This window comes from Streptomyces sp. Ac-502, from assembly GCF_045222935.1.
Classification (GTDB): Bacteria; Actinomycetota; Actinomycetes; order Streptomycetales; family Streptomycetaceae; genus Streptomyces; species Streptomyces monomycini.
Genome location: NZ_JBHFFO010000001.1, coordinates 6363959 through 6381020 on the forward strand (window position 1 = coordinate 6363959; position 17062 = coordinate 6381020).

At 74.0% G+C, this 17062-nt stretch carries 7 protein-coding genes and 7 pseudogenes; 4 read left to right on the forward strand and 10 right to left on the reverse strand.

The features are described 5' to 3' along the window. Positions 1-30: 30 nt before the first annotated feature. A pseudogene (locus ACEXOX_RS29065) lies at positions 31-1151 on the reverse strand (serine hydrolase domain-containing protein). Between the two features lie 330 nt (positions 1152-1481). Here ACEXOX_RS29065 and ACEXOX_RS29070 point away from each other — a divergent pair. Beyond that, positions 1482-2258, forward strand: coding sequence for a MerR family transcriptional regulator (locus ACEXOX_RS29070; protein WP_406524090.1), 777 nt, complete (start codon positions 1482-1484; stop codon positions 2256-2258). 30 nt (positions 2259-2288) lie between these two features. Here the strand turns inward: ACEXOX_RS29070 and ACEXOX_RS29075 are convergent, their stop codons facing one another. The 8 genes and pseudogenes from ACEXOX_RS29075 to ACEXOX_RS29110 all read right to left on the reverse strand — a co-directional run. Further along, entirely contained in the window at positions 2289-3362 is a 1074-nt protein-coding gene (locus tag ACEXOX_RS29075) for a FecCD family ABC transporter permease (protein ID WP_406524091.1), read from the reverse strand. Continuing rightward, positions 3359-4338 (reverse strand): annotated as a pseudogene (locus tag ACEXOX_RS29080) (FecCD family ABC transporter permease). The gene ACEXOX_RS29075 and the pseudogene ACEXOX_RS29080 overlap by 4 nt, the downstream one beginning before the upstream one ends. A 212-nt stretch (positions 4339-4550) precedes the next feature. Next, a pseudogene (locus ACEXOX_RS29085) lies at positions 4551-5141 on the reverse strand (dTDP-4-dehydrorhamnose 3,5-epimerase family protein); the annotation flags it as partial. Next, positions 5129-5982: pseudogene (rfbD, locus tag ACEXOX_RS29090) on the reverse strand (dTDP-4-dehydrorhamnose reductase). The pseudogenes rfbD and ACEXOX_RS29085, both read right to left, overlap by 13 nt. A gap of 29 nt (positions 5983-6011) precedes the next feature. Beyond that, positions 6012-7023, reverse strand: a pseudogene (gene rfbB, locus ACEXOX_RS29095) (dTDP-glucose 4,6-dehydratase). A 46-nt stretch (positions 7024-7069) separates the two neighbouring features. Continuing rightward, positions 7070-8137, reverse strand: a complete 1068-nt coding sequence (locus tag ACEXOX_RS29100) for a glucose-1-phosphate thymidylyltransferase (RefSeq protein WP_406526501.1) — start codon at positions 8135-8137, stop codon at positions 7070-7072. Between the two features lie 318 nt (positions 8138-8455). Next, positions 8456-9169: pseudogene (locus ACEXOX_RS29105) on the reverse strand (ATP-binding cassette domain-containing protein); the annotation flags it as partial. Then, positions 9097-11796, reverse strand: a pseudogene (locus ACEXOX_RS29110) (ABC transporter ATP-binding protein); the annotation flags it as partial. The pseudogenes ACEXOX_RS29110 and ACEXOX_RS29105, both read right to left, overlap by 73 nt. Positions 11797-12000: 204 nt before the next feature. Between ACEXOX_RS29110 and ACEXOX_RS29115 the strand changes: the two are divergent. The 3 genes from ACEXOX_RS29115 (at position 12001) to ACEXOX_RS29125 (ending at position 15508) form a co-directional block, all read left to right on the forward strand. Then, on the forward strand, positions 12001-13116 hold the full coding sequence (locus ACEXOX_RS29115) for a glycosyltransferase (protein ID WP_406524092.1): 1116 nt from the start codon (positions 12001-12003) through the stop codon (positions 13114-13116). Between the two features lie 115 nt (positions 13117-13231). Further along, positions 13232-14413, forward strand: a complete 1182-nt coding sequence (locus ACEXOX_RS29120; protein ID WP_406524093.1) for an enterochelin esterase domain-containing protein — start codon at positions 13232-13234, stop codon at positions 14411-14413. A 114-nt stretch (positions 14414-14527) separates the two neighbouring features. Next, entirely contained in the window at positions 14528-15508 is a 981-nt protein-coding gene (locus ACEXOX_RS29125) for an ABC transporter substrate-binding protein (RefSeq protein WP_406524094.1), read from the forward strand. 110 nt (positions 15509-15618) lie between these two features. On the opposite strand, the gene ACEXOX_RS29130 is transcribed toward ACEXOX_RS29125, so the two are convergent. Then, complete coding sequence (locus ACEXOX_RS29130; protein WP_406524095.1) at positions 15619-16980, reverse strand: ABC transporter substrate-binding protein; 1362 nt, start codon at positions 16978-16980, stop codon at positions 15619-15621. Positions 16981-17062 lie beyond the last annotated feature (82 nt).

Genomic DNA, 17062 nt, shown 5'->3' on the forward strand with positions numbered 1-17062 from the left:
ACGGCGCCGAACCGCTCGGCCCCCGGCCGTTCAGGCCCGCCCGCCGTGGAACACCTCCGACACGAGCCTGTCCTGCGCCTTGAGGAACGCCCCGGTCAGGGACAGCGCGGCGTCGTCCACGTAGTTCAGCGCGGCGGTCAGGGTCGTGCTGCCGTCGAGCGTGCTGTACATCAACGCCGCGTGGCCGCCCGCGCCGCCGTTGTGGAAGAGGACGGTGCCGCCGTCGGGGCCCGTGTCCTGCACGCGCAGTCCCAGGCCGAAGCCGCTCTTGGGGTGCGGCGCGCGCATCTCGGCCAGCAGCGGGGCAGGCAGGAGTTCGCCGCGCGCGAGGGCGGAGATGAACGTGTGGAGGTCCTGGGGGTGGAGATCATGTCGCCCCCGGCGGAGATCCAGGAGGGGTTGAGGCGGGTGACGTCGGCCGTCTTCTGCCGGCCGGCGTCCTCGTACCGGTAGTAGGCGTGGGCGTGCGGTGCGGGGATCTCCGGTGAGGTGCCCGGCACCACGGTGCCCGACAGGCCGAGCGGCTCCAGGAGCCGTTCGTGCGTCTCCTCGGCGCACGAGCGGCCGGTGACCTCCTCGACCAGCAGTCTGGCCAGCACGTAGTTGGTGTTGGCGTAGCTCCAGTCCGTCCCCGGCTCGAACCGGGCCGGCTTGGAGAGCGCGAGCCGTACCAGGTCCTCGGGCCGGTAGGACGTGAACTGGTTGTCCACCCACTCCTTGCCCGTGATGTTGCAGGGAATGCCCGGTACGACCGTTCCGTCCGCGTAGTACTCGCCGGTGAAGTTGAAGACCCCGCTGGTGTGCTGGAGCAGCATCCGTACCGTGATCCGCGGGTCCAGTCCGAACCCGGGCAGGTAGGCGTCGGCCGGGGTGTCGAGTCCGATCTTTCCCTCGGCCACCAGTTGCAGCACCAGGGTCGCGGTGAAGGTCTTGGTGTTGCTGCCGATCCGGACGTGCCCGTTCACCGGCGGTGCGGCGGTTCCGCCCAGCTCGGCCAGCCCGGCGCTGCCGGACCACCGGCCCCGCTCGTCGTGGACATGCAGCGACAGCCCGGTGATCCCGGAGTCGACGATCTCCTGGATGGCCTTGCGCAGTTCCGGGCGGTCCGGCCCGGCGGCGGAGTCGTTCGTGGTGCGGAGGGTCTCGGCCATGGTCGTTCCTCATTCCGTGGAGGCAGGTGTCCGGCACAACTCGGGAGCGCGGTGGTAACCGTGGTGGTTACCGGCCCCTTCGAGGCGGCGATGTGCTGAGCGTGCACCCTGCCCCAAGGTCAAGGTCAACCTCCGTCATACGGGCAGGCGATGACCGGCGCCGGTCGCGAGCGCCCGGGACCGGCACGGGCGTTGGCCGGGGTCCGGCTCCGGAGAAATGGCGGACGCGCGCTACCCTCGCCCCTGTGATCGCCCGCACGCCGTACTCCGGAGTGAGCGCGCGGTCCGCCGGCGGACCGGCCGCCCATGACGCGGAGGTGTGCTGAACCGATGGCGGGCGGACTCACGATCGGCCAGGCGGCGGCGTTCGTCGGTGTCACGGTCAAGACCGTGCGGCACTACCACCGGCTCGGCCTGGTCGCCGAGCCGGAGCGGGACGGTTCCGGCTACCGGCGCTACGGGTCGGCCGACCTGCTCCGGCTGATCCAGGTGCGGACCCTGGCCGGGGCCGGCGTGCCGCTGGCGGAGATCGGTGACCTGCTCGACGCCGGGCCCGAGCGGTTCGCCGCCGCCCTGGACGACGTCCGTCACCGGCTCACCGAACAGATCGACGACCTGACCGCGCGCCGCGACACCCTGCACCGGCTCACCCATGGTGACCGCGCCCTGCTGCCCGACCGGGCCTGCGCCGTCCTGGAGCGGCTCGCCGGTCTCGGTTTCCGTCCCGATTACCTGGCCGCCCAGCGGGAGGCCCTGGTGCTGGCCCGGGCACTGGTGCCGGAGATCCTCGACAGCTTCCTGACCCGTCTCGAACTCCTGCTGGACGATCCCGAGTACGTCGATCTGACCAAGCGCGGCTGGGAGGCGGGCTCCTGGGACCCGGACGACCCGCGGATCGAGGAACTGGCGGCCGCCCTGGCCGGCAAGGTGCTGGCCGACCGCGCGACGCTGGCGATGCCGGACGGCTTCCGGAACCGGTCCGACGCCGCCTCCCGCTACGGGATGGTCAACCACCACCGGGAGGCCGAGGGACCGGCCATCGCCCGGCTGAACGCGCTGGTCGAGGCGGAGCTGCGCGCGGCCGGCATCGACGTCCCGCGGCAGTGAAGAACCATTTCGCGCGGGGCACACGCCTGTTCACAGCTTGCCCGACCTCCGCTCCAGGAACAGCAGCCACGCCAGGTACACACCGCCGCCCACACCCGTGATCACGCCGACCGGCAGGATGCCCGTACCGGACACGCGCTGCGCCGACCAGTCGGCGAGGGTGACCAGGACGGCGCCCATCCAGGCGGCGGGCAGGACGTTGGGGCCGGGGGAGCGGGTGAGGCGGCGGGCCAGCTGGGGCGCGGCGAGCGCGACGAAGGGGATCGGTCCGGCGGCGGCGACGGCGAGTGCCGTCAGGCCGGTGCCGGTGGCGAGGAGGGCCAGGCGGCTGCGTTCGGGGGCGACGCCGAGGGCGGCCGCCGTGTCGTCGCCCATCTCCAGCAGGGACAGCCGCCGGGCCAGCGCCAGGACGGCGGGTGCCAGCGCGACGACCCCGAGTGCGGCCACGCTCACGTCGGGCCAGCCGCGGCCGTTGAGGCTGCCGATCATCCAGGTGGCGGCTTCGGCGGCCTTGCCGATGTCGGCCCGTACGTACAGGTAGCTGGTGAGCGAGCCGAGGACCGCCGAGCCGCCGATGCCGACGAGCACCAGGCGGTAGCCGTGCACACCGCGCCGCCAGGCCAGCAGGTAGACGGCGGCGGCGGTGGCCAGGCCACCGATCACCGCGCCGAGGGCGATCTGCGCGGTGCCGGCTTCCAGCAGGATGACGGAGACGAGCGCGCCGGCCGAAGCGCCGCTGCCGAAGCCGATGACGTCCGGGCTGCCCAGCGGGTTGCGGGCCAGCGACTGGAAGACCGCGCCGCTCATGCCCATCGCGAAGCCGGCCAGCAGCCCGTCCAGCACCCGGGGCAGCCGCAGGTCGAACACGACGAAGTCCGCGCCGGGCGGCCCGTCCCCGAAGAGGGTGGCGACGACTTCGGCGGGGCCGAGGCGGTAGCTGCCCATGCCCAGCGACAGGACGGCCACCACGATGCCGGTCAGCGCCAGTGCCGCGCAGACCAGCAGGGCACGGCGGCCCAGCCGCAGGGACAGTCCGCCGCGGGTGCGTAGGACGGTGGGGCGGGGCGCCGTGCGGCGCGCGGGGGAGGTGCGTACGGCGGTCACAGCTGGGCCACCTTCCGGCGGCGGACGAGGTGGATGAAGAGCAGGCCGCCGAAGAACGCGGTGACGACCCCGACCTCGATCTCGGACGGCGGTACCAGCACCCGGCCGATGATGTCCGACCCCAGGAGCAGGACCGGCGCGAAGACGGCGCAGTACGGGAACAGCCACCGGTTGTCGGGGCCGCAGAACGCCCGTACGGCGTGCGGGATCATCAGCCCGATGAAGCCGATCGGCCCGCACACGGCGGTCGCGGCGCCGGACAGCAGGGTGATGGCGACGATGGACAGCGCCCGGGTGCGGCCCAGCCGGGCGCCGAGGGAACGGGCGGTGTCCTCGCCCAGGGCGACCGCGTTCAGCGGGCGGGCCACCGCCAGGGCGAGGACGGCGCCAGCCAGCAGGAACGGCAGCGCGGTCAGCAGCAGGTCGCCGCGGCGGCCGGTGAGGGTGCCGACCGACCAGTGCCGCATGGTCTCCAGGGCGCCCAGGTCCGTCAGTTGCAGGCCGTTGACGTAGCCGAAGAGGGCGGCGTTGACGGCGGTGCCGGCCAGGGCCAGGCGTACGGGGTGGCCGCGCGGCTGCCGCCGAGCGCGTTGACCAGGACGGCCGCCACACCGGCGCCGGCCAGCGCGAACCACAGGTAGCCGGTGAAGGAGGTGATGCCCAGCACGCTGATCGCGGTGACCACGGCGGCCGAGGCGCCCGCGTTGACGCCGAGGAGGCCGGGGTCGGCCAGCGGGTTGCGGGTGAGGGACTGCATCACGGCGCCGGCCAGTCCGAGGGCGGCGCCCGCCGCGACACCCAGGGCGGTACGCGGCAGCCGCAGTTCGCGCACGATCCGGTCGTCGGCGGTGCCGGTCGGCCCGAACAGGCCGTGCCACACCTGGTCGAGGGGGATGGCCTTGGCGCCCACGGCGATGCTCGCCAGGACGACGACGGCCAGCAGCGCCAGCCCCAGCAGCAGCCCGCCGGCCCGCATCACGCGGCGCCCGGTGGGCGGTGCGGGCTTGGCCTCCGGGGCGGGTGCGACGGTGCGCGCCGCGGTCGCCGTCGTCGTCACGCCGCGCTGCCTTCCCGAGCGGCGGCGCGATCAACGGCCCGATCAACGGCCTGATCAACGGCCCGATCAACGGTGCGATCAGCAGCCCGATCAGCAGCCCGGTCAATGCCCCCAGCAGCGCCCCGTTCGGCGCCCCGGGCAGCCGCCCGATGCCGTACACACTCCTCGTACGACGGCAGCAGCCCCCGCCGCTCGGCCTCTTCCAGGGTGGGCGCGGCGGTGTCCTTGGCGGAAAGCAGCGGGGTGACCCCGGCAGGCCATTCGATGCCCAGGGCCGGGTCCAGCGGGTGGACGCCGTGTTCGCGCCGCGGCTGGTAGCCGGTGGAGCAGAGGTAGACCACGGTGGCGTCGTCGGACAGGGCCATGAAGGCGTGGCCGAGCCCTTCGGAGAGGTAGACCGCGCTCAGCCCGTCCTCGTCCAGCGGTACGGCTTCCCACGCGCGGTAGGTGGGGGAGCCGGTCCGCAGGTCCACCACCACGTCCAGGACGGAGCCGCGTACGCAGGTGACGTACTTGGCCTGGCCGGGCGGCACCTCGCTGAAGTGCACGCCGCGCAGCACGCCGCGGCGGGAGATGGAGCAGTTGGCCTGCGCCAGTATCGGGGCGCGCCCGGTGGCGCCGGTGAACTCCGGCTGGGTGAACCATTCGTGGAAGGAACCCCGGTCGTCCCGGTGGACGAGCGGTTCGCGTACCCAGGCTCCTTCGATGCTCAGCGGGCGCATGAGACGGCTCCTTCCAGTGCGGCGGACACCCGGGTGTACTCGGCGGCGAGCGCGTCGCGCCAGTGCCGGGGCGCGGGCAGCCCGGCGGCGGCCCAGCGGTCGTGGCCCAGCACGCTCCAGGCGGGGCGGCGGGCGGGCCGGTCCAGGGTGGTGCTGTCGGTGGGCCGGACGCGGTCCGGGTCGGCGCCGGCCAGCCGGAAGACTTCGCGGGCCAGTCCGTACCAGGTGGTCGTGCCGCCGGTGGTGGCGTGGAAGACGCCGGGGCGGGCGGGCCCGCGGCCGAGGGCGAGCAGCCGGCCGGCGACGTCGCGGGCCGGGGTGGGCTGGCCGGTCTGGTCGGCGACGACGTCCACGGTGGCGCCGCGCGTGGCGCGTTCGGCCATGGTGCGGACGAAGTTGCGGCCGTGGGCGCCGTAGAGCCAGGCGGTGCGGACGACGGTGCCGGTGTGCGGCAGTTCGGTCAGGACGGCCTGTTCGCCGGCGAGCTTGCTGCGGCCGTAGGCGGTACGGGGCCCGGTCGGCGCGCCTTCGGTGTACGGGGTGGCGGCGTCGCCCGAGAAGACGTAGTCGGTGGACACGTGCAGCAGCCGGGCGCCGGTGCCGGCGCAGGCACGGGCCAGGCCGCGAACCGCGTCGGCGTTGACGCGGTGTGCCTGCTCCTCGTCGGACTCGGCGCCGTCCACGTCCGTGTAGGCGGCGCAGTTGACGACCACGGCCGGGCGGACGCGGCGCAGGGCGGACTCCACTGCGCGGGTGTCGGTGAGGTCCAGGGTCCGGCGGTCCAGGGGAGCGCGCATGCGCCTTCGGCGGCCAGCAGACGGGACATCTCGCGGCCGAGCATCCCGCTCGCGCCGGTGATCAGCCAGCGGTTCACCGGGCGGCACCTCCCACAGCGGCGGTGGCGGCGCCCTCGGCCGGCGGCGCCCACCGTCCGGGACGCTCGCGGTACCAGGCGACGGTCTCGGCGAGCCCGTCCTCGAAGGAGCGCCGCGGTACGTAGCCGAGTTCGGTACGGATCTTCGTCCAGTCCACGGAGTAGCGCCGGTCGTGGCCCTTGCGGTCGGCGACGTGGTCGACCCGGTCCCAGTCGGCGCCGCAGGCGGCGAGGAGGCGTTCGGTGAGGTCCTTGTTGGTGAGTTCGGTGCCGCCGCCGATGTTGTAGACCTCGCCGGGCCGGCCGCCCTCCAGGACCAGGCGCAGCGCCCGGCAGTGGTCGTCCACGTGCAGCCAGTCGCGGACGTTGAGCCCGTCGCCGTACAGCGGGACGCGCCCACCGGCCAGCAGGCGGCTGACGAACAGCGGGACGACCTTCTCGGGGTGCTGGTACGGCCCGTAGTTGTTGGAGCAGCGGGTCACCGACACGTCCAGGCCGTGGGTGCGGTGGTGCGCCAGGGCGAGCAGGTCGGAGCCGGCCTTGCTGGCGGAGTAGGGCGAGTTGGGCGCCAGGGGCTCGTCCTCGGTCCAGGAGCCTTCCGCGATCGAGCCGTACACCTCGTCGGTGGAGACGTGCACGAAGCGGGCGATGCGGTGGCGTACCGCGGCCTCCAGAAGGACCTGGGTGCCCAGGACGTTGGTGGACGCGAAGTCGGTGCCGCCCGCGATGGAGCGGTCCACGTGCGATTCGGCGGCGAAGTGCACCACCGCGTCGTGGTCGGCCAGCAGGTCGTCCACCAGCGGCTGGTCGCGGATGTCGCCGTGCACGAAGGTGTACCGGGGTCGCTCGCGACGGGCCGGAGGTTGGCGCGGTCCCCGGCGTAGGTCAGGGCGTCCAGCACGGTGACGACGTGCGGACCGGTGCTCTCGCCGGGGCTTTCGGGGGTGAGCAGGGTACGGACGAAGTGGGAGCCGATGAAGCGGCTCCGCCGGTGACGAGGATTCTCAAGGCGTCAGTCCAGGGAGGAAGGGGTGCGGTCGGGCGAGGGGAGCGGTCAGGGCGCTATCTGCACCTGGCTGTGGTCGCCGAGGACCAGGCGGTGCGCGCGGGGCGCGCGGGCGGCGCCGCTCATACGGACCATGCGGCCGATGAGCGAGCCCTCGATCCGTCCGGCGTTCTCGATGCGGGAGTCGCCCAGCACGATGGAGAACTCCACCTCGCTGCCGCTGATCAGGCAGCCGTCGGCGACGGAGGTGGAGGGGCCGATGTAGGAGTCGCGGACGACGCTGCCCGCGCCGATGACGGCCGGCCCCACGATCCGGGACCGTTCGATGCTGGCCCCGGCCTCGATACGGACCCGGCCCACCAGTTCGCTGGCGTCGTCCACGTCGCCGAGGACGGCGGGCGGCAGGCCCTCCAGCACGGTGCGGTTGACCTCCAGCATGTCGGTGGCGTTGCCGGTGTCCTTCCAGTAGCCGGAGATGACGGTGGACTGGACGGTGCGGCCCGCGTCGACCAGCCACTGGAGGGCGTCGGTGATCTCCAGTTCGCCGCGCGCCGAGGGCTCGATGGCCCGTACGGCGTCGTGCACGCCCGGCGTGAAGAGGTAGACGCCGACCAGCGCCAGGTCGCTGCGCGGGGCGTTCGGCTTCTCCTCCAGGCGCACGACGTGCCCCTCGGGGCTGAGTTCGGCGACGCCGAAGGAGCTGGGGTCGGGGACCTTGGTGAGCAGGATGCGGGCGTCGGGGCGGGTCTCCCGGAACTCGTCGACGAGTTCGGCGATGCCGCCGACGACGAAGTTGTCGCCCAGGTACATCACGAAGTCGTCGTCGCCGAGCCAATCTCGGGCGATCAGGACGGCGTGCGCCAGGCCGAGGGGCTGTTCCTGGGGGAGGTAGGTGACGCGGGCGCCGAAGCGGGAGCCGTCGCCCACGGCCGTACGGATCTCCGCGGCGGTGTCGCCGACGATGATGCCGATGTCGGTGACGCCCGCCGCGACCAGGGATTCGATGCCGTAGAAGAGCACCGGCTTGTTGGCGACGGGGACGAGCTGCTTGGCGGCGGTGTGGGTGATGGGCCGCAGCCTGCTGCCGGTGCCTCCGGAGAGGACAAGTGCCTTCATGAGCGGGTCATCCTTGGGTGAGGGGGCGGGTTCGGCGGCGGTCGGGGTGTGGTGGTGCCACAGCCGGGCGTACGGGCCGTCGGCGTCGAGGAGCTGCTGGTGGGAGCCCTGCTCGGCGATCCGCCCGGCGTCCAGGACGACGATCCGGTCGGCCCGCGCGGCGGTGGCCAGGCGGTGGGCGACCAGGACGGTGGTGCGGCCGTCGGCGAGCCGGTCCCCGGCGTCCAGCACCGTGCGCTCGGTGGCCGGGTCGAGGGCGGCGGTCGCCTCGTCCAGAAGCAGCAGGCCGGGGTCGACGAGGTGGGCGCGGGCCAGTGCGACGAGCTGGCGCTGGCCTGCGGACAGGCGCTGGCCGCGTTCGCCGACGGGCTGGCGGAAGCCGTACGGCTGGGCGGCGACCGCGGGCAGCGCGCCCACGGCGCGCACGGCCGCCTCGACCTCCTGGTCGGTGGCGTCGGGCCGTCCGTAGCGGACGTTGTCGGCGATGTCGCCGGTGAACAGGTGGGCTTCCTGGGGGACGACGCCCAGCAGCCGCCGGTACTCGGGCGGGTCGTAGGCGCGCACGTCCACGCCGTCCACCAGCAACGTTCCCTCGGTCGCGTCGTGGAAGCGGGCGAGCAGCTTGACGACGGTGGACTTGCCGGCGCCGGTCGTGCCGACGAGCGCGACCGTCTCGCCGGGCTCGATCCGCAGGCTGACCCGGTCCAGCGACGGCTGCTCGGTGCCCGGGTAGCGGAGGGTGACGTCGCGCAGTTCGATCGGGCCGCGCAGCCGGTCCGGTACGGGCGCGGGGTCGGCGGGGGCCGTACGGACGGCTCGACGCGCAGCAGCCGCATCGTGCGGCGCAGGCCGACGGAGGCCTGCTGGTAGCTGTCGAAGGCGAGCGAGAGCTGCTGGATCGGCGAGAAGAACATGCCGAGGAAGAGGGTGAAGGCGACCAACACGCCGGGGCTGAGGCCGCCGTCCGCGACCCGGTGGGCGCCGGACAGCAGGACGGTGGCCTTGGCGAGTTCGGCGGTGAGGTTGACGCACGGGAAGTACACGGCGGCGTAACGCTGGGCGCGCAGCCGGGCGGCGCGGTAGCTCTCGGAGAGCTTGCCGAACGCCTCGGCGGTCTTGCCCTCGCGGCTCTGGGACTGGGCGACGCGCAGGCCCGAGACGTTCTCCTGGAGGCTGGAGTTGACCTCGCCGACCCGCTTGCGCGCATCGGTGTACGCCGCGGAGGACAGCCGCCAGAAGACGGCGGTGGCGACGGCGATCAGGGGGACGAGGGCGAGCGCGGTCAGGGCCAGCGGCAGGTCGACGGCGAGCATCGCGATCACGGCGCCGCACAGCGTGGCCAGCGCGGCGACCGAGGTCAGCAGGTGCGTCTGGAGGAAGGCGGAGAGCGCGTCGATGTCGTTGACCATGGCGGTCATGATCTGGCCGCCGCGTTCGCGTTCGTAGAAGTCCAGGCCGAGCCGCTGGAGGTGGGCGAAGGTTTTCACCCGTAGCCCGTACAGCACCCGTTCCCCGGCGCGCCGGGTGATGCGCGCCTGGAGGGTGAGCACGCCCCAGGCGAGGACGACGACGAGCAGGGCGGTCAGGACGGTCCTGGCGAGCGCGCCGCCGTCGCCCGCGCCGACCCCGGCGTCCAGGCCGTGCCGTACGAGGAGGGGCAGGGCGAGGGAGGCGAGGGAGTCGGCGACGACGAGGAGCAGGCCGAGCAGCAGGGCGGCGCGTACGGGGGCGAGCAGGCGCCGGAAGCGGGCGTCGGGGTCGGGGGCGCGCAGCCGGGCTTCGTCCAGGCGCGGGTCCTCGGTGCTCTCCTCGGCCGTGTTCCGGTCCGCGTCGGCGGGCGGTTCGGGCCAGAGGTCCGGGGTGACGCCCCGGTCGGTGGTGTGCGGGTCGGCGGTGACGCGTACGTCGAGGGAGTCGCCGGGCCCGGCCAGGAGTTCGCGGAACAGCGCGCAGCGCTCGGCCAGTTCCTCCTGGGTGCCGGTGTCCACCACCCGGCCCTCGTCGAGGACGGCGATGCGGTCGGCGAGCTGGAGGGTGGAGCGGCGGTGCGCGATCAGCAGGGTCGTACGGTCGCCGGTGACGGCGCTCAGCGTGCGGTGGATGGCCGCTTCGGTGGCCGCGTCCACGGCGGAGGTCGCGTCGTCCAGGACGAGGACGCGCGGATCGGCCAGCAGGGCGCGGGCGAGCACCACGCGCTGCCGCTGCCCGCCGGAGAGCGTCAGTCCGCGTTCGCCGACCTCGGTGGCGTAGCCGTCCGGCAGCGCGGCGATGAACCCGTGCGCCTCGGCGGCCTCGGCGGCGGCCCTGACTTGCTCGTCCGTGGCGTCCGGGCGCCCGTAGGCGATGTTGTCGCGGACCGAGCAGGAGAACAGGAACGGTTCTTCGAAGACCACGCCGATGGTGGCGCGGAGGTCGGCGAGCGACAGTTCGCGGACGTCGGGGGCCGCACCGGGCGGCCCGACGTGCACGGAGCCGGCCTGCGGGTCGTAGAAGCGGGGGAGCAGCAGGGAGACGGTGGACTTCCCGGAGCCCGACGGGCCGACCAGGGCGACGGTCTCGTCGGGCCGTACGGTCAGGGACGCGCCGTCGAGCACCGGGTCGCTGGGCGCGTACCCGAAGCGGACGTCGCGCAGTTCCAGGCCGACCGGGCCGGCGGGCAGGGCGACCGGATCGGCCGGGTCGGTGATCTCGGGCCGGGCGTCGATGAGTTCGTTGACGCGTTCGGCGGCGGCGCGCGCCTGCTGGGCGGTGACCAGGAAGCTGGCGAACAGCCGGGCGGGCCCGGCCAGCAGCGCCATGTAGGCGGCGAAGGCGAGGAAGGTGCCCAGGCCGATGGTGCCGTGCAGCGCCAGCCAGCCGCCGAGGGCGAGCACGCCGACCTGGCCGAGCGCGGGCAGTGCGGCGAGGGTGGCGGTGGCGCCCGCCTGGATGCGCGCCACGCGCATGCGCCGTCCGAACAGGCCGCGGGCGGCGCGCGCCAGCCGGTCGGTCTCGCGGTCCTCCTGGCCGAAGCCCTTGACCACCCGTACGCCGGTGACGGCCTCCTCGACCTGCTCGGCGACCTGGGCGGCGCCGGCCTGGGCCGCACGGGTGGCGGGGACGAGCCGGGTGCGGCTGCGGGCGGCGGCCCACGCGGTGGCGGGTACCACGGTCAGCGCGACCAGGGCGAGCGGGGCGCACAGCCAGAGCATCGCGCCGACGGCGACGAGGAAGAGGGCCGAGGTGCCGAGCGGGATCGGCAGCATCCCGAGCATGATCTGCACCTGGGTCAGGTCGCTGTTGGCGCGGGAGACCACCTGGCCGGTGCGGAGTGCGTCCTGTTTGACGCCGTCCAGGCGCTGGAGGGAGTCGAACACCTGGGTGCGCAGCCGGTGCTGGACGCCGAGGGCGAGTTTTCCGGCGGCGTAGCGGCGGGTGAACTCGGCGCCGAACTGGACGAGCGCGAGGCCGGCCATGGCGGCGGCGAGCCAGCCGATGCGGCCGGTGCGGCCGACCACGGCGTCGTCGACGCCGAGCCGGGCCAGCAGCGGGCCGACCGCTTCAAGTCCCGTGCCGAACACGGAACTCACGGCGACCGCGAGGAGGAGTCGGGGGTGGTGCCGGCACGCGGCACCGAGCCTGCGTATCCAGCCGGGGGACGTTGTTGACTTGCTGAGCACGTGGTTAGCTTAGGCTTACCTAAGTGCCTGGTCGTCACTCGGGGTGTGTGACCTGTCGCACATGTACGCGTGTCCCACCCGTTTCAGCCGTCCCGCCGTACCACCCGTGACCCGACAGCGTCTTGACGGGCCGTCGGGAAAGAAAGCAGGTAGTTCGATGCGTGTCCTGTTCGCCGGGCCCCCTTCTTCGGGCTGCTCTACCCGATGGTCCCGCTGGCCCAGGCGTTCCGCGCCGCGGGCCACGACGTCCTCGTCGCCACCTGCGGACGGGCCGTCGGCCACACCGTCTCCGCCGGGCTGCCGGCCGTCGACTGCGCGCCCGGCATCGACCCCGACGCCCTCTACACGGCCATGGAGAAGGGCCGCCAGGGCAAGCCTCCGGCCCCGGGCGAGCAGCGCACCGCACCCAAGGGCAAGGGCTTCTCCTTCTTCAGCGAGGAGATGGCGGACACCATGGTCGACGTCGCCCGCCACTGGCGCCCCGACCTCGTCGTGCACACCCCCAACGGCGTCGTCGGCCAGCTCGTGGCCGCCGCGCTCGGCATTCCCTCGGTCGTGCACGCGGTCGGTTTTGGCCACACCGGGCGGCACGTCGCGATGATGAACGACGCCCTCGCCGACGGATACGCCCGCCACGGCCTCGCCGGCCCCGGCCCGGTGGCCGCCTGGCTCGACGTCACCCCGCCCGCCATGAGCGTCACCGCCGAACCGCACCGCCGCTACCTGCGCTACGTCCCGTACAACGGCGGCGGCGCGCTCCCGCGCTGGCTCTTCGAGGACCGCAAGCGCCCCCGGATCGCGGTCACTCTGGGCACGGTCCGCCCGGTCGTGGACGGTGTCTCGCCCGTCGAGTGGGTCGTGGACGCCGCCCGCGTCACCGACGCCGAATTCGTCCTCGCCCTCGGCGGCGCCGACCTGTCCGCGCTCGGCACGCTCCCCGACAACGTCCGCCCCGTGGAGTGGACGCCCCTGGGCGCGCTGCTCGCGGGCAGTGACGCCACCATCCACCACGGCGGCGCGGGCACCACCCTGACCGCCCTGGACGCCGGCCTGCCGCAGCTCGTCCTCGGCGAGGGTGCCGACCGTCCGGCCAACGCGGCGGCGGTCCGGAGGCGCGGCTGCGGGCTGGTGCCGGAGGACCCGGCCGCCCTCGCGGGGCCCGACCGCCCCGGGCGCGAACTGGTCCGCCGGCTCCTGGAGGACGGAGCGCTGGCCACCGCCGCCCGCGAGACGGCCGAGGAGATGGCCGTCATGCCCAGCCCGGCCGACGCCGTGCCCCGGCTCGTCGAACTGGCCCTCTCCCAAGGAGTGAACAGATGACCCACGCGGACGGCACCACAGCGGCCGGCGCCCGCACCGCCACTGCCCTGGCAGCTCCCGTCGGGCCGCCCCGCACCCCCGGCCCCACCCGGCCGAGACCACGGACAGCCCGCGGGTGCGGCGCCTGACCGCCGAACGGGCCGCGGCCGGGTCGGCGGAGGCGCGTGCCGCGGTGCTGGACCGGTTCTGGGACGAGGTGAAGGCCCGCGGCACGCCGCTGGTCGAACCGCTCGACGCCGATCCCGACCACCGAGGCGTCACCTTCCTGTGGCGTGGTGACACCGCGACCCGTCAGGTGCTGCTGATGGTCAACCGGCTGATGGACCGCTCCGACCTGCCCGCCGGCCTGATGCGCCACCTGCCCGGTACGGACGTGTGGCATCTGACCTACCGTCTGCGGGGCGACCACCGCGGCTCGTACCGCATCGCCCCCGACACGGAGGGCCGGGCGCCGGACGACCTCGGCGCGCTGGCCGCCACCGGTGTCGGCGACCCCCTCAACCCCCGCACGATAGCCACCCGCTGGCACGGCCCGCCCGGCTCCGTCTTCGAACTCCCGCACGCCCCGGCCCGCCCGTGGACCCACCCCGCGGGGTCCGGCGCCCCGCGCGGCACGGTCCGGCGCCACCAGGTGGCCAGCGCCGCGCTCGGCGCGGAACGCGAGGTGTGGGTGTACGAGCCGCCGGTGCCCGCCACGGGCCCCGGCGGGCGCACCGACACCCTCGTCCTGCTCGACGGCGACATGTGGTTCGGCCAGCTGAACCTGGAGGACGCGCTCGACGGCCTCGTCGCCGACGGCTTGATCCCGCCGCTGACCGTGCTCGCGCCGCACACCGTCGACAACGCCACCCGCGCCAGGGAACTCGGCGGCCACCCGGAGTACGTCACCTTCCTCGCCGAGGAGCTGCTGCCCTGGGCCGCCGGCCGGCTGCCGGTCGGCACGGACCCGGCGCGTACGGTCGTCGCCGGGCAGAGCCTGGGCGGACTCACCGCCCTGTACGCGGGCCACACAGCGCCGAATCGTTTCGGCAACGTCCTGGCCCAGTCCCCCTCCATGTGGTGGCGGCCCCGGGCGAACCGGCCGAGGAGACCGCCTGGATCACCCGCCGCTACGCCGAAGGCGCACCGCGCGGACTGCGGCTGCACCTGGATGTCGGGCTGCACGAGTGGGGCATGCTCGAACAGACCCGCGACCTGCGCCGGGCGCTCCGCGCCGACGGCCACACCGTCACCGGCGCCGACTTCAACGGCGGCCACGACTACGCCTGTTGGTCCGTCGGCCTGGCCCAGGGCCTGATCACCCTCCTCGGCCCCGGCACGCCACCCGGCCAACGGGACACCACCGCGCCCCCGGCCAGCGGCACCCACTGACCTCCCCCGCACTCTTCCGCACACCCAAGGAGCACCTCCGATGCGTTACCGCCGACCCGCCGCCCTGCTCACCGTCGCCCTGGCCGGCGCCCTGACCCTCGCCGGCTGCGGCGACGGCGACTCCGGCGGCAAGGCCGGCGCCGACGCCAAGGCGGCCGGCTCCGGCACCCGTACCGTCACCGACGCCAACGGCAAGAAGGTGGACGTACCCGCCGCCCCGAAGAAGGTGGTCACGCTCAGCGAGCCCACCCTCGACGCCGCCCTCGCCCTCGGCGCCCACCCGATCGGCGCCACCAGCGGCCGCGGCCAGAACGGCGTGGCCGGCTACCTCGCGCCGAAGGCGAAGGACGCCCAGATCGTCGCCAATGTCGCCGAGCCCGACCTGGACAAGCTCGCCGCCCTCCGTCCCGACCTGATCCTGCTCGACGAGACGGTGGGCGCCAAGCGCGTCCAGGACAAGCTCAGCCGGATCGCGCCCACCGTGCTCACCGCCAAGCTCAACGCCCCCTGGCGGGACGCCTTCACCGCGACCGCCGACGCCCTCGGCAAGAAGGCCGACGGCCAGAAGTGGCTGGACACCTTCGACGCGCGCCTGAAGACCGTGAAGAACGAGCTGGGGGACAACGCCGGGGCCGTCACCAGCGTCATCCGCTGGCAGAACGGCGCGCCCTCGGTCGTCGGCAAGGGCAAGGGCCACGTCGGCGACACCCTCACCGCGCTCGGCCTGAAGCGGCCCCAGGGACAGCAGGGCGAGAGCTCGGGACACAGCGAGCCGGTGAGCCTGGAGCGCCTGGAGACCATCGACGGCGACTGGCTGTTCCTCGGCGCGCTGGGGGACAAGGCCGCGGGGGAGAAGGGGCTGAAGGAGGCCACGGCCGTACCGAACTTCGGCAAGCTCAAGGCCGTCGAGAAGCACCATGTCGTGGTGATCGACGGTTCGGCGTGGAACAGCTCGGGCGGCCCGCTCGCCGCGGAGGCGGTCCTGACGGATGTCGAGAAGGCCCTCGCCAAGAAGAGCTGAGCGGACGGCCGTACGGGCGGGCGGCGGGGAGGCGACGGGCGTCACCCGTCAGCGCGGCCCCCTTAGCGGGGTGCGACGGGTGTCCCTCAGGGCGCGGCCACGGACGCCCCTCAGCCGTCCGCCCGCGGCCTCTCCAGTGTCCCCGCGACGTTCACGAAGCCCTCCTTCGCCGCCACGAGCTGCCCTTCCCGTACGGCCTGGTAGGTCACCAGGGCGTTCACCGTGCGCGGGAAGTCCTGCACCGCGAGCATGTCCTCGGAGCGCCAGCGCAACTTCGGCGTCAGGCCGCCGGTGTCCACGGCCTCTTCGCCGCGGTCCAGCGCCTGCTGCACGGTGTGGGCCGTGATGTCCTGGACACCCTGCTTCCCCAGCCGCTCGACGATCGCGCGCAGCACCGTGTAGGCGATCCACGTCGTCTGGACGCCAGGGTCGGCCGGGTCGATGCGGTTGTCGCCGAAGGCGTGGTCGTTGATGACCTTGCGCATCGGGTTCCAGCGCGGATCGCTCGCGACCGGGTACCAGCCCGTGAGGTACGCGCCTTCCAGCGGCCCGGCCCGGCCGCCTGTACGGTCCACCAGCGCCTGGCCGGCACTGCCCAGCACCGAGGCGATCCGCACCTTCGAACCGTCGGGCTGGAGCCGGCGGAAGGAGTCGAAGAACGTGTCGGTGCGCTCGCCGAGCGTGGCCGTCACACAGCCGCCCGCCCCCTTGGTGCCGCCCGCCGTGCCCGTTCCGCCCGAGGCGGCGCCCACGCCGTCCAGGGCGCGCCGTGCCGCGTCGGCGTAGTCGGTGCCGTCCTCGGGCGCGCGGACGTCCTTCGCGGCGGCGCGGCTGCCGTCGGCCAGGCCCGCGCTGAGCAGGGCCGGCATCTGGTCGCCCTGGATGGTGTCCGGGCGCACCAGCGAGACCCGGTCGCAGACGCTCGCCAGCTGGCGCCCGTTGCCCGCCAGGAGGGCCGCCTGACCGCCGTTGACCGGATACGACAGCGGACTGGCGAACTCCTCGTCGGAGACGCCGTAGCCGCCGAGGTAGGGGATGCCGTTCCGCTCCAGGGGCGAGATGAACGAGCGGCCGAACTGGCTGTACGAGCCGACGACCGCGACCGCCTTGGTGTCGACGGCGCGCTGCGCGCAGCGCGCGGCGGCCACCGAGTCGTTGTGCTCGTTGCAGGTGACGACCTTCAGCGGGTGGCCGTCGAGGCCGCCCCGGGAGTTGACCCAGCGGGCGTACGCCTCGGCCATGGCGGGCATGCCCGGCATGTTGGTCGCCTTGGTGTCCACCGGCGCCCAGGTCATGACCGTGAGCGGCTCCTTCTCCCCGGAGCCTTCCGGGGCGCCGGGGAGGGAGCCGCAGGCCGAGAGCAGTGACGCCAGGACCGCCGTGCAGGCCGTCGCGGCGGTGGCTGCCGCGAGGACGCGGGGGAAGGGGCGGGGGAGGAGGGGCGTCGCCGTCCGGTCATGTGCACGGAGCATTCCGCTTCGCCCGGAACGCGTGAGTGACGCCGGTGCAACGAGCGGTGACAGCGGGGTGAACTCCGGGGGCCGACGGTGATCA